This is a genomic window from Nocardia sp. NBC_00416 (genome assembly GCF_036032445.1).
Classification (GTDB): Bacteria; Actinomycetota; Actinomycetes; order Mycobacteriales; family Mycobacteriaceae; genus Nocardia.
This window is the reverse complement of sequence record NZ_CP107932.1, coordinates 4,747,483-4,760,512: the sequence shown is the minus strand read 5'-3', so window position 1 is coordinate 4,760,512 and position 13,030 is coordinate 4,747,483. Positions and strand designations below refer to the sequence as shown.

The following is a 13,030-nucleotide window of genomic DNA, read 5'->3' as shown; positions in this document are numbered from 1 at the left end:
AGCGATGGCAGGCATACCTCCCGCGGCCGAACCGCGGGACGAGGGACGGCGCCGCCGGGTCAAGGTGGGGTTGTCGACTGCCTCGGTCTATCCGCAGAACACCGAGGCGGCCTTCCGATACGCCGCCGAACTCGGTTACGACGGTGTCGAATTGATGGTCTGGGCCGAGCCGGCCAGCCAGAGCGTCACCACCGTGCGCGGTTATGTGCGCAAATACGCGGTGCCGGTGCTCGCGGTGCACGCGCCGTGCCTGCTCATCTCGCAGCGGGTGTGGGGCGCCGATCCGGTGGCGAAACTCGAACGCAGTGTGCGGACCGCGGAAGCGCTGGGCGCCGATACGGTGGTCGTGCATCCGCCGTTCCGCTGGCAGCGCCGCTACGCGGAGGGTTTCGCCGAACAGGTCGCGGATCTCGAACAGAGCAGCTCCGTGGCCGTCGCGGTGGAGAACATGTTCCCGATGCGCGCCGACAAATTGTTCGCCCGCCGGGCCCGCGATATCCAGCGGCTGGAACGCCGTGGCGGACCGGGTCTTTCGCTGACCGCTTTCAGTCCCACCTACGATCCCACCGATACCGGTTTCCGGCACTACACCCTCGACCTGTCGCATACCGCCACCGCGGGTACCGATCCGCTCGCGCTGGCCGCGCGGATGGGCGCCGGGCTGGTGCATCTGCATCTGGCCGACGGCCGCGGCGCGGCGCACGACGAGCATCTGGTCCCCGGTGAGGGCACCCAACCGTGCGCGCAGGTGTGTGCCGCGCTGGTCGGCAATGATTTCGCCGGCCACGCGGTGGCCGAGATCAACACCCAGGACGCGCGCAACACCGCGGCCCGGGCGCAGATGCTGGACCGGACGCTCACGTTCGCCCGGACCCATCTGAATCCGGCGGTCACTTCGCGACCCGACCCCAGCCCGATCGAATCCCGTTGAGAGGTGTCGACGGGGTGTCGGCGCGCCCGGGGCTGCGGCTCCCGGGCGTCACCGCCGCGCCCTCGGGGCTCGCTCTGACGACGTTTTCGTTCAGAGGGCTGAACGGCGACGCGGCTCCAACCCTTCGGGTGCCTCACAGGACTCGGCAGTACGGTGGGGCGGTCGCATGTGCCGCTGCGCTACCCGCGGATGCCCAGCATCTGTGGACCGGGGCCCGAACCCGCGCGCCAGCGCGCGATCAGCACAGCTACCAGGTCCGCCCGCACCCGCGCGGCACCGCTGTACCAAAATTGACCGGCAGCGTGCACCCGCGGTACGGATACCGGGCCGAGGAAAAGGAGTATCGATGACGACGGAGACGGAACTGGGCGCCGATATCGACCTGGCGTCCACGAACGCGCCGTTCAGTCGAGTATGCGCCCTGACCGAACTCGCCGCCGACGAGCCGGGTGCCGGCCGCTATCGCGGCGTCATCGACGATATCTGGACGGTCGGGCCGAAGCTGCACGGCGGCACCATGGTGGCCGGTTCGGCGGCGGCCGCGAGCCGCTGGCTGCGCACGGTGGAACCGGACCGCGCGAGCATGGCGCCGCTCTCGGGCAGCACCGACTTCCTCGGCGCTCCGGAACCCGGCGAGGTGCTCTACGAGGTGACCATCCGCAAGGTGGGCAGGCAGATCTGCCTGGTGGACGTGACGCTGGTGCAGCGCGGCCGGCCGCTGGTGCGCACCGCCTTCACCTTCGGCCACCTCGACGGCCCGGACCGGCCCCCGCTGTACTCCCCTGTCCATACCGATCTCCCGGTCGAACCGGCCGCGGACGCCATCGGGTACGAGCCGGGCTCGTCGATGGGCCGGATCGTGCACGTGGCCCGCGGCATGGAGGCCTTCCTGGACCGCGAGTGGGCTCCTTTCATCGACAATGCCCACGGCGAGCCCCGGCTGCGGATGTGGCTGCGCCCGCGACCGGGCGACCAGGCAGACCCCGAGATCGCGACCTATATCGCCATGATGGCCGCCGATATGTGCCCGCCGGTACCGACCAACCTCGGCTATTTCGGCTGGTCCCCGACCATCCAGATGACGACCTACCTGCGTCGCCGGCCCGCACCGGGCTGGTTGCGCATCATCGCCACCACGCATGAGGTGGGCGGCGGAATGTTCGATTCGGACCAGATCGTGGTCGACTCCACGGGGGCCCTGGTGGCCCAGAGCCGCCAGCTCGCCTTGCTTCCGTCCCCGAAGCGCTGAACACGCACCCCGAACCCCGCCTGCGTCGGCCCGCCAAGAACAATGGCGCTCATGACACGAATTGCGGTGATCGGCGGCGGCCGGATCGGTGAGGCTCTCATTGCCGGCCTGCTGGAGGCCGGACGGGCCGTCAAGGACTTGGTGGTGGTGGAGACGCATACCGACCGGGCCGAGTTGCTCGCGGACCGGTTCGGGGTGCGGGTGACCGATGCGGTCGATGATGCCGCGGTCGGCGCCGATCTGCTGGTGGTCGCGGTGAAACCGGCCGATGTCGACGCCGTGCTCACCGAACTGGGCAAGGCCGATCTGGGTGGTGATCGGGACCAGATCCTCGTCTCGCTGGCGGCCGGAGTGCCGACTGCCCGGCTGGAGGGCAAACTTCCCGCGGGGTTCCCCGTGGTGCGGGTCATGCCGAATACTCCGATGCTGGTCGGCGAGGGAATGAGCGTGCTGGCCGCGGGCCGCTATGCCAAACCCGAGCAGCTGGAACTGGTCACCGAGCTGCTGCGCTCGGTCGGCCAGGTGTGCGTGGTCGCCGAGTCCCAGATGGATGCGGTGACCGCGGTATCGGGGTCCGGTCCGGCGTACTTCTTCCTGGTCGTCGAGGCGATGGTCGAGGCCGGTGTGGGGCTGGGACTGACTCGCGACGTCGCCGCGCAGCTGGTCACCCAGACGATGCTCGGTTCGGCGGCCATGCTCGCGGAGTCGGGGCAGAGCGCGGTCGATCTGCGGGCGGCGGTCACCTCTCCGGCCGGTACGACCGCCGCGGCCCTGCGCGAACTCGAGCGGGCGGGTCTGCGGTCGGCGTTCCTGGAGGCGCTGCACGCGGCCAAACAGCGTTCGGCCGAACAGGGCGCGACCACGGAATGACCGGCTGACTCCCAGCGTATGAACCTGATTTCTCACTCCCGTCGCAGTAATCCCACTGGTCCCGCTAAGCTTCAAGGAGCACGTGCGTGTCTGTTCCGCCGGTGGGGAAGCCGGTGGCGCGGACGTGCCGGAGGTCAGTGGTGCGATGATGTCTTCGAACAAGATGTCCGCTAGTAGCGGCGGTGGTTCGTCGCCAGGACAATCCATACTCGGTGGTGGTACGCAATTTCTTACCGTCGCCGAGGTAGCGAATTTGATGAGAGTTTCCAAGATGACCGTGTACCGGCTGGTGCACTCGGGAGAGCTGCCGGCGGTACGCGTCGGGAGATCTTTCCGAGTGCACGCGAAGGCCGTGCACGATTACTTGGAAACGTCCTACTTCGACGCCGGGTGAAGGCGGTTACCGGTACCGCGGAGCGGGCCGGTAACATCAACGCTCGCTGTGTTGGATCGGCGGCGCGCTGCCTGCCTTTTGTGGCCGCGCGGGGCCGCCGCCTCCAGGGCTGAGGTTCAGCCGCGAGCAACCGGGCGTACGACCGGACAGTTGACGTAAGCGAGCGCGTGACGCGCCGAGGAGAGAACGCGAGGACAACCCTATGGGTTCTGTGATCAAGAAGCGCCGCAAGCGCATGTCGAAGAAGAAGCACCGCAAGCTGCTTCGTCGTACCCGCGTGCAGCGGCGCAAACTCGGCAAGTAAGCGCAACCGCGCATCGTCACCAGCGCAACCCGCTACCATTCGGTGGCGGGTTTCGTTGCGTTTCGGTCGGCTGAAGTTGGGGTTAGGTCCCCGTTAAGGATGCCGGGGGTTACAGGTTCGGCCGTTAGGCTGGTACTCGGAACTATTGAGCGGGGGTCGATGCTCGAGGTGGGACGGTCCGGTGCAGATGGACGCTGATGCGAACGGCCGATACAGGCCCAAGGTGGTGCTGGTTACCGGCGCCAGCCGATACTTCGGCGGCAATGTCGTCTGCCGGTTGGCGGCCGATCCCGATATCGAGCGTGTTGTCGCAGTCGATGTACTCACCCCCGCCCCACCGTTGCGCCGCCGAATGGGACGGGCCGAATTCGTCCGGGCAGATATCCGGAACCCTTTGATCCGCAAAGTAATCGAGCGTTACCAGGTCGACACGGTGGTGCACACCGCGGTGTTGTCACAACCGCCATCGGGCGGCGGACGGGCCGCGATGAAGGATATGAACGTCCTCGGCGCGATGCAGCTGTTCGCCGTCTGCCAGAAATCGCCGACCGTCCATCGCGTTGTGTCACGATCGAGTTCCGGGGTATACGGCGGAAGTGCCAAGGATCCCGCGAAATTCACCGAAGAAATGAGCGCCCGCAGGCCACCGGGCGGATGGTTCGCCCGAGACATGATCGAAATCGAGGGCTTCGCGCGCGGGCTCGCCCGCCGCCGCCCCGATATCACTGTCGTAACGCTGCGCCTGGCGCCGATAGTCGGACCCGGCCTGGGCGGCCGGGCCGCGCAACTGCTGCGTTCGCCGGTCACCCCGACCGTGCTCGGCCGGGATGCGCGGATGCAGTTCCTGCATGAGGAGGACGCCGTCGCCGCCCTGGTCCATGCCGTCGGATCGGGCCCGGGCGGTACCTACAATGTGGCCGGTGACGGCGCGCTCGCACTTTCCCAAGCCGTTCGTCGTTCCGGCCGGGTCGCGATGCCGGTACCCTGGTCTGTGTTCCGCACCGTCGGCCGGACTCTCATGGGCCCGGTCATGCGTGACTTCAGTTCCGAACAGCTCGACTATTTCCTTTTCGGTTGTGGTCTGGACACGACGCGTATGCGCGCCGAGCTCGGGTTCGAGCCGCGCTGGACGACGGTACAGGCGTTCGACGACTTCACCGGGGGCGCAGCGTTGCGGCCCGTAGTCGATCCAGCGTGGATCGACGCCGCAGAAAACAAACTGCTCGGCCTTCTCGGGGCCGGTACGGGAGCACATACATGAACGACGTCGCCAAAGTCATCAGACTTCAGGACCTCGCCACCGTGCCGCGGCCACGGCCCGCGACACGGAACTGGACCGGTCCCGCGGACCGGTCGGTGACCTCGCTGACCGACCGTCTCACCCCGCCCATGCCGTCGGAACCGCGCTCGGTCACCGACCTCGTCCGCGATGCTCTCGGCAGACAGATCGGACGAACCGCGGAATTCGCCCGTCGCCGTCTCACCGGCGACTACCAGGTCGACGAATTCGGCTTCGACGAACATCTGCTCGAATCGGTGCTGCTGCCCGCCCTGCGGCCGCTCGCGGACAACTGGTTCCGGGTCCAGACCACCGGTATGGAGAACGTCCCCGAAGTCGGCGGCGCGCTCATCGTGGCCAACCACGCCGGCACCGTCCCGCTCGACGGGCTCATGCTCCAACTGGCGGTGCACGACCACCATGCCAAGCAGCGCGCGCTGCGGCTGCTGGCGGCCGATCTGGTCTTCGAAATGCCGATGCTCGGCACGCTCGCCCGCAAAGCGGGGCATACGCTGGCCTGCCGACCCGACGCCGAACGCCTGCTCAGTTCCGGTGAACTCACCGGTGTCTTCCCGGAAGGCTTCAAAGGTGTCGGCAAGAAATACGCCGACCGGTACAAACTCCAGCGGTTCGGGCGTGGCGGGTTCGTCGCCGCGGCGGTTCGCGCGGGGGTGCCGATCATTCCCTGCTCCATCGTCGGATCCGAGGAGATCTACCCGAAGCTCGCCGATATCAAGCCGCTGGCTCGGCTGCTCGGCCTGCCCTACTTCCCGGTGACCCCCACGTTCCCGCACCTGGGTCCGTTGGGCGCGGTACCGCTGCCGTCGAAGTGGTACATCGAGTTCGGCACCCCGATCAGCACCGCGGACTACCAGGCCGAAGACGCGGACGACCCGATGCTGATGTTCGAGGTCACCGACCAGGTCAGGGAAACGATCCAGCAGACGCTCTACAAGCTGCTGATCAAACGCCGCAACACCTTCATGGGCTGAGATCGAATCGACAAGCCCCGGCCCGGTAGGGCCGGGGCTTGTCCTCGATGGGGCCCCGGTCTTGCTCTCAGTGGGCGCTGCGGCGGCGGGTGACCGCGGCCGCCACTGCTCCGCCCGCCGCACCCAGGGCCAATGCGGTGGGGACGCCGATCTTCGCCGCTTTGCGTCCGGTGCGGAAGTCCCGGATCTCCCAGCCGCGGGCCTTGGCGACTTCGCGGAGGTCGGAGTCGGGGTTGATCGCGACAGCGGTACCGGTGAGCGACAGCATCGGTACGTCGTTGTGGCTGTCGGAGTAGGCGGTGCAGCGTTTGAGGTTGAGACCTTCGCGGATGGCCAGGGCGCGGACCGCATGGGCCTTTCCGAGGCCGTGCAGGATATCGCCGACCAGGCGGCCGGTGAACTGTCCGTCGACGCTTTCGGCGACAGTGCCCAGCGCGCCGGTCAGACCGAGTCGTTTGGCGATCACCTGAGCCAATTCGACCGGGGTCGCGGTCACGAGCCAGACCTGCTGACCGGCGTCGAGATGCATCTGCGCCAGCGCGCGGGTACCCGGCCAGATCTTGTCGGCGATGATCTCGTCGTAGATTTCCTCACCCAATGCGGCGAGTTCGGCGGTGGACCGTCCGGCGATGAATTCCAGCGCTTTCTCTTTGCCGGTCGCCATATCGGTGCTGCTCTCTTTGCCGGTGATCCGGAACTTCACCTGCTTCCATGCGATATCGACCAGATCGGCGCTACGGAAGTATTTGCGCGCGGCCAGTCCCCGGGCGAAATGCACGATCGATGCGCCCTGCACCATCGTGTTGTCCACGTCGAAGAAAGCCGCCGCCGTGAGATCTCGCGGCGCCTCTGGTCGCAGTGCACCTACGCCGCCGGCGCGCTCCGCGTCCTGCAGGGCCAGCGCGGCATCGGCGCTGGCCTCACCGGCGACATTGGCGCGGACCTCTTCCTCGCTGGGTCCGAACGGGCTGCGCGAAATACGCGCCAGCTGCTCGGACAGGCCCTGCCCGAGCGGGCCCAGATTCCATCGGACCGGAAGTTCCCCGAACCGGCCCGCGATGAACCCGGATTTCCCCACCTTCGATCGTTCCGGCACCAGTACCTCCGCCTGTTCGCGCGAATCACGTCCACACTAATGGGTACTACGGGGCGGAGCCCATCGACTGCCCGCGCACGGCCGGAGCGAATGCGGAGATACGCCTGAGCGGATGCGAGCCCGGGACGCACTGCGGCCGCCGCCTCCGGACCGGCGGACGGGTTGAATAGCGGTCATGAGCAATCCCACGACACATGAGGTGACCCTGCTGACCCGCGCCGGTTGCGGTATGTGTGAGCGGGCACTGGAGCAGTTGCGGGCGATCTGCGCGGAATTCGGTATCGAGGTCGGCAGTATCGACGTGGACGCGGTGGCGGGGACCGATCCCGGTCTGCGCGCGGAATACGGTGACCGGCTCCCGGTGGTGCTGCTCGACGGCCGTGAACACAGCTATTTCGATGTCGACGAGACACGACTGCGGGCCGACCTGAATCGTTGACGGTGTCCGAATTCCGGCCGGGGATCGTACAAGGTGAGGTCGCGACACAAAATGAGGCGAATTTCACCGACTTTGTGCATGGGTTCACAAGCAGTTACGGTGGTGGCACGCGAACCGCAGGCCGGGGCGAGTATCCGGCCGCCGGTAGCAGGTGAATCAACCCGATATCCGACCCCGCCATCGACGCATGGACCGCGGCGGAGGTCGCCGAGCAGCCGGGCCGTATCGGCCCGTACGAGGAGCCGAGGACGTGACAGAGCACCATGAGACGCGCGACGTCTCCGGCGATGCTCCCAACGTCACCACTCGCACACTGCAGAAGGACATTCCCCAGGCTACGGTGGCGCGACTCGCCACCTATCTCCGGGTGCTCGCCCTGCTGACCGATGACGGTGTGGCCATCGTATCCAGTGAGGAACTCGCTGTCGCGGCGGGTGTCAATTCGGCCAAACTGCGCAAGGACCTATCTTTCCTGGGCCCGAACGGAGTTCGCGGCGTGGGCTACGACGTGGCCCGGCTGCGGGCCCGGATCGAAGACGTACTCGGGCTGTCCGGCGGGCATCGGGTGGTACTGGTCGGCGCCGGGAATCTGGGGCGCGCGCTGGTCGGGTATCGCGGGTTCCGCAGGCGGGGCTTCGCGGTGGTCGGCGTGTTCGACACCGACCCCGAGGTGATCGGCCGGGACGTCGAGGGTCTACTGGTCGGCGATGCCGCCGGGCTCACCGACGGGATCGCGCTGCTGCGTCCGACCATCGCGGTGATCGCGGTGCCCGACGACGCCGCCCAACGGGTGTGTGACGAACTGGTCGCGGCCGGAGTGCAGTCGATACTCAGTTTCGCGCTGTGCCCGCTGACCGCGCCGCCGGGTGTCGAACTGCGGCGAGTGGACCTCGCGGTGGAAATGCAGATGCTCTCGTTCGAACGGGTCCGCAACGCCGACCCGGATGAGGCCGCCGCCGGGGCAGCCGATAGCTCCGGCGACGCCGTGAACACCGAAAATGTGGCGGAGAACGCCACCGAACCGGCGAATGATTCCCCCACGGGCGGCGTTGGAAGCAGTAGTGCCGTGCCCTCCGCCCGTTCGCTGAACGGCTCCGGCCGGATCGCCCGCCGGAGCCCCGCGCATCCGACGCCGAGCACCGCCGGACTTTCGCACTGCGCGGCGCAGGCCACGCAGCAGACCTCGCATACGGCAACGGAGCCAACCAGCAAGGGATCGGTGGTCACACCATGAGCGTTCTTCTCGTCGGGATCTCGCATCGCAGCGCGCCGGTTGCGATGTTGGAGAAAGTGGCGATCACCGATACCGATCGGCCCAAGCTGATCGACCGCATGCTGGCCTCGAGCCATATCTCCGAAGCGATGATCGTCTCCACCTGCAATCGGGTCGAGATCTACGCGGTGGTCGACGCGTTCCACGGCGGGCTGGCCGATGTCGGCCAGCTGCTGACCGAGCATTCCGGTCTGCCGATGCCCGAACTGACCCGGCACGCCTATGTCCGGTACAGCGAGGCCGCCGCCGAGCATCTTTTCGCGGTGGCCAGTGGCCTGGATTCGATGGTGGTCGGCGAGCAGCAGGTGCTCAGCCAGATCCGCAGCGCCTACACCACCGCCGACGCCCAGCAGGCTGTCGGCCGGACCCTGCACGAGCTGTCCCAGCAGGCGTTGCGCGTCGGCAAGCGGGTGCATACGGAAACCGGGATCGACCGGGCCGGGGCCTCCGTGGTGTCGGTGGCGCTGGACCGGGCGACCACGATTCTGGGGCCGCTGGCCGGCCGGACCGCCGCGGTCATCGGAGCCGGTGCGATGGGCGGGCTGTCGGTCGCGCATCTGGCCCGCGCCGGAATAGGGCGGATCCTGGTGGTCAACCGCACCATCGAGCGTGCCGAACGCTTGGCCGCGACGGCCGAAACGCACGGGGTCGCCGCGCAGGCCTACGAACTCTCCCGGCTCACCGAGGCCCTGTCCGCCGCCGATGTGGTGATCACCTGTACCGGCGCGGTCGGTTCGGTGGTCACCCTGGCCGACGCGCACAACGCGCTGTCGGACCGGGAACGCCGCGCGGGGCAGCCGATGGTGTTCTGCGATCTGGGCCTACCCCGCGACGTCGACCACGCGGTGGCGGGGCTGCCCGGTGTCACCGTGATCGACATCGAGACCCTCCAGCGCGACCCGGCCGCCGGTGCGGCCGCCGGCGATACCGCCGCCGCGCGCACCATCGTCGCCGACGAACTGGCCAAATATCTGGCCGGGCAGCGGATGGCCGAGGTCACTCCGACGGTCGCCGCGCTCCGTCAGCGCGCCGCGGAAGTGGTGGAGGCCGAACTGTTGCGGCTGGATTCCCGGCTGCCCCGGCTGGCCGACCCCGAACGCGACGAGGTGGCGCGCACGGTGCGGCGGGTCGTGGACAAACTGCTGCACGCGCCGACAGTGCGGGTCAAACAGCTGGCCACCACACCGGGTGGGGACAGCTATGCCGAGGCGCTGCGCGAGTTGTTCGAACTGAAACCCGGATCGGCCCAGGCGGTCGCGGCGCCCATGGAGATCAGCCGCGCCGAGCACAACGGCGCGGGCTGGATGGGCCTGGACGGCGAGGTCGCGCTGGCCGACGACTTCACTCCCGGTGGCCACGACGACGAACAGGAGCAGTCGACATGACAATCCTGCAGGGCTCGGACGCGGCTGCGGTCGCGGGCGCCGCGGGCCCCGGGGCCGCCGGCCGACGGGCATGGCGGATAGGTACCCGCGGCAGTCTGCTGGCGCGAACTCAGGCCGGTGATGTGCGTGACGCGCTCATCGCGGCCGGACAGCCGGCCGAACTGGTGGTGATCGAAACGCCGGGAGATCTGTCGGCCGAACCGGTCGAGGATATCGGCGTAGGAGTCTTCACCAGCGCGTTGCGCGCCGAACTCGCCGCCTCCACGATCGATATCGCGGTTCATTCGTACAAAGATCTCCCCACCGCCGGTGACGACCGATTCGTGCTCGCCGCGGTACCCCTGCGTCAGGATCCACGGGACGCGCTGGTCGCCCGCGACGGACTGGTGCTCGGTGAACTTCCCCCGGGCGCCGTGGTCGGCACCTCTGCCCCGCGCCGGGTCGCGCAACTGCGCGCGCTGGGGCTCGGTCTGGAGATCCAGCCGTTGCGCGGCAATCTCGACACCCGACTGCGTCAGGTCGCCGAAGGGAAACTCGACGCCGTCGTGGTCGCCCGCGCCGGTCTGGCCCGGATCGGCCGGTTGGACGCCGTGACCGAGGCGCTGGAACCGGTGCAGATGCTGCCCGCGCCCGCGCAGGGCGCGCTCGCCGTCGAATGCCGCTCCGACGAGACAGACTTGATCGAGTTGCTCGCCGTCCTCGACGACGCCGCCACCAGAACGGCTGTCACCGCGGAACGGGCGCTGCTCGCCGAACTCGAGGCGGGCTGCACCGCGCCCGTCGGAGCGATCGCCGAAATCGTCGAGTCATTGGACGACGACGGACGCATCGTCGAGGAACTCTCGTTGCGCGGCTGTGCCGCCGCGCTCGACGGTTCCGATGTGATACGGGCCTCGTCGGTGGGTGCACCGGCCGAGGCCGCCGAACTCGGCCGCGCACTGGCCCGCGAACTGCTGGAGTTGGGTGCGCGCGAGCTGATCGCCGCCGAACCCGGCCCCGCGGAACCGGATCTCGCGAGAGCCGGGAACAACACCACCCCGGTGGGAACGAGCACCGTCGCAGCGGATTCGAGCGCCGCTGCCACGGGAACGAGCACCGCCACGGACTTCACCGAACCCAGTCCCATGGAGAACAACCGATGAGTCGAGCCAGCAAGAAGCATCCGGGGCGGATCCTGTTCGTCGGGTCGGGCCCGGGGGACCCGGCGTTGCTGACCACCCGATCCCGCGAAGTGCTGTGCCGGGCAACCCTCGCGTTCACCGATCCCGATGTGGACGCCGGAGTGCTCGCCCTGATCGGCGCCGATGTGGAACCGGAGCCGGACGGAGAGCGTCCGGTGGACGTCCGGCCCGCACTCGGCGACCCCGCCGAGGTCGCCAAAACCCTGATCGCCGAGGCCAAAGCAGGCCAGGACGTGGTCCGGGTGGTCTCCGGTGATCCACTCACCTCCGACGCGGTGATCGCGGAGGTCACCGCGGTCACTCGCTCCCATATCGTCTTCGAGGTGCTGCCCGGACTGCCCGCGGGCTCCGCGGTGCCCAGCTACGCCGGTATCGCACTCGGCTCCGGACACACCGAAGCCGATGTGCGTGGTGAGGTGGACTGGCCGGCGCTGGCCGCCGCGCCCGGGCCGCTGGTACTGCACGCGACCTCCGGCCACCTGGCCGAAACCGCGAGTGCGCTGGTCGAACACGGAATGGCGCCGCAGACACCGGTCGCGGTGACCGTTCGCGGCACCACCCGTCAGCAGCGCACCATCGAAGCCACCCTGGCCACCTTGAACAGCGCGGCGTCCGAACTGGTCGGCCCGCTCGTGGTGACCATCGGCAAAGCGGTCGCGCAGCGGTCCAAGATGTCGTGGTGGGAGTCGCGCGCGCTGTACGGCTGGACGGTGCTGGTGCCGCGCACCAAGGACCAGGCCGGTGAGATGAGCGAACGCCTGGTCACCCACGGCGCCATCCCGAAGGAAGTCCCCACCATCGCGGTCGAGCCGCCGCGCAGCCCCGCGCAGATGGAGCGCGCGGTCAAAGGCCTGGTGGACGGCCGTTACCAGTGGGTGGTGTTCACCTCGACCAACGCGGTCCGCGCGGTCTGGGAGAAGTTCGCCGAATTCGGCCTGGACGCGCGTGCGTTCTCCGGTGTGAAGATCGCCTGCGTCGGCGAGGCCACCGCCGAGCGGGTGCGGTCCTTCGGCATCAACCCGGAACTGCTGCCCAGCGGGGAACAGTCCTCCCTCGGGCTGCTCGCCGACTTCCCGCCCTACGACGACGTTTTCGACCCGGTGAACCGGGTCCTGTTGCCGCGCGCCGATATCGCCACCGAAACGCTGGCCGAAGGCTTGCGTGAACGCGGCTGGGAAATCGACGATGTCACCGCCTACCGCACGGTGCGCGCCTCGCCGCCGCCCGCCGAAACCCGCGAAATGATCAAGACCGGCGGCTTCGACGCGGTCCTGTTCACGTCGAGCTCCACCGTCCGCAACCTGGTCGGTATCGCGGGTAAGCCGCACGCCCGCACGATCGTCGCCTGCATCGGCCCGAAGACGGCGGAAACCGCGGTCGAGTTCGGACTGCGGGTCGATGTCCAGCCGGAGACCGCTCAGGTGGGCCCGCTGGTGGAGGCCTTGGCCGAGCACGCGGCCCGGTTGCGGGCGGAAGGCCTGCTGCCGCCGCCGCGGAAGAAGAGCCGCCGGAGTCGCTGAGCCCGCGAGGGCAGTAGCCGAGGTCCTGACGACAGAGGTCGTCAGGACCTCGGCTACTGGTGCGACACGGTAACCCCGTGCCCGAGCAGTCGCCCTCCGCGAACCGGCCCCACCGAA

At 68.5% G+C, this 13,030-nt stretch carries 13 protein-coding genes; 12 read left to right on the top strand and 1 reads right to left on the bottom strand.

The window, feature by feature from the left end:
• Nucleotides 1–4: 4 nt before the first annotated feature.
• From OG804_RS20345 to OG804_RS20315, 7 genes are all read left to right on the top strand, one after another.
• Entirely contained in the window at nucleotides 5–931 is a 927-nt protein-coding gene (locus OG804_RS20345; protein WP_328388817.1) for a sugar phosphate isomerase/epimerase family protein, read from the top strand.
• Nucleotides 932–1,277: 346 nt separating this feature from the next.
• Nucleotides 1,278–2,180, top strand: coding sequence for a thioesterase family protein (locus OG804_RS20340; RefSeq protein WP_328388815.1), 903 nt, complete (start codon nucleotides 1,278–1,280; stop codon nucleotides 2,178–2,180).
• 51 nt (nucleotides 2,181–2,231) lie between these two features.
• Nucleotides 2,232–3,050 (top strand): pyrroline-5-carboxylate reductase, encoded by an 819-nt coding sequence (proC, locus tag OG804_RS20335; protein WP_328388813.1) that lies wholly within the window; start codon nucleotides 2,232–2,234, stop codon nucleotides 3,048–3,050.
• A gap of 145 nt (nucleotides 3,051–3,195) precedes the next feature.
• The gene (locus OG804_RS20330; protein ID WP_396965653.1) at nucleotides 3,196–3,444 is read left to right on the top strand and encodes a helix-turn-helix domain-containing protein; all 249 of its coding nucleotides are present in this window, start codon (nucleotides 3,196–3,198) and stop codon (nucleotides 3,442–3,444) included.
• A 202-nt stretch (nucleotides 3,445–3,646) separates the two neighbouring features.
• Nucleotides 3,647–3,748, top strand: coding sequence for a 30S ribosomal protein bS22 (locus OG804_RS20325; RefSeq protein ID WP_003402602.1), 102 nt, complete (start codon nucleotides 3,647–3,649; stop codon nucleotides 3,746–3,748).
• A gap of 187 nt (nucleotides 3,749–3,935) precedes the next feature.
• On the top strand, nucleotides 3,936–5,009 hold the full coding sequence (locus tag OG804_RS20320; RefSeq protein ID WP_328388809.1) for an NAD-dependent epimerase/dehydratase family protein: 1,074 nt from the start codon (nucleotides 3,936–3,938) through the stop codon (nucleotides 5,007–5,009).
• Nucleotides 5,006–6,019: a lysophospholipid acyltransferase family protein gene (locus OG804_RS20315; RefSeq protein ID WP_328388807.1), complete on the top strand. Its 1,014-nt coding sequence runs from the start codon at nucleotides 5,006–5,008 to the stop codon at nucleotides 6,017–6,019. The genes OG804_RS20320 and OG804_RS20315 overlap by 4 nt, the downstream gene beginning before the upstream one ends.
• A gap of 67 nt (nucleotides 6,020–6,086) precedes the next feature.
• On the opposite strand, the gene OG804_RS20310 is transcribed toward OG804_RS20315, so the two are convergent.
• The gene (locus OG804_RS20310) at nucleotides 6,087–7,115 is read right to left on the bottom strand and encodes an HAD family hydrolase (RefSeq protein ID WP_442941586.1); all 1,029 of its coding nucleotides are present in this window, start codon (nucleotides 7,113–7,115) and stop codon (nucleotides 6,087–6,089) included.
• A 175-nt stretch (nucleotides 7,116–7,290) separates the two neighbouring features.
• Here OG804_RS20310 and OG804_RS20305 point away from each other — a divergent pair, with 175 nt between their 5' ends.
• The 5 genes from OG804_RS20305 to OG804_RS20285 all read left to right on the top strand — a co-directional run bounded on the left by OG804_RS20305 (nucleotide 7,291) and on the right by OG804_RS20285 (nucleotide 12,913).
• A complete protein-coding gene (locus tag OG804_RS20305) occupies nucleotides 7,291–7,554 on the top strand; it encodes a glutaredoxin family protein (protein ID WP_328388805.1) in 264 nt (87 codons plus the stop codon).
• A gap of 250 nt (nucleotides 7,555–7,804) precedes the next feature.
• A complete protein-coding gene (locus tag OG804_RS20300) occupies nucleotides 7,805–8,788 on the top strand; it encodes a redox-sensing transcriptional repressor Rex (protein ID WP_328388804.1) in 984 nt (327 codons plus the stop codon).
• On the top strand, nucleotides 8,785–10,212 hold the full coding sequence (locus OG804_RS20295) for a glutamyl-tRNA reductase (RefSeq protein WP_328388802.1): 1,428 nt from the start codon (nucleotides 8,785–8,787) through the stop codon (nucleotides 10,210–10,212). The genes OG804_RS20300 and OG804_RS20295 overlap by 4 nt, the downstream gene beginning before the upstream one ends.
• Complete coding sequence (gene hemC, locus OG804_RS20290; RefSeq protein WP_328388800.1) at nucleotides 10,209–11,354, top strand: hydroxymethylbilane synthase; 1,146 nt, start codon at nucleotides 10,209–10,211, stop codon at nucleotides 11,352–11,354. The genes OG804_RS20295 and hemC overlap by 4 nt, the downstream gene beginning before the upstream one ends.
• Nucleotides 11,351–12,913, top strand: a complete 1,563-nt coding sequence (locus tag OG804_RS20285) for a bifunctional uroporphyrinogen-III C-methyltransferase/uroporphyrinogen-III synthase (protein ID WP_328388797.1) — start codon at nucleotides 11,351–11,353, stop codon at nucleotides 12,911–12,913. Before hemC ends, OG804_RS20285 begins: the two co-directional genes overlap by 4 nt.
• The last annotated feature ends 117 nt before the right edge of the window (nucleotides 12,914–13,030 follow it).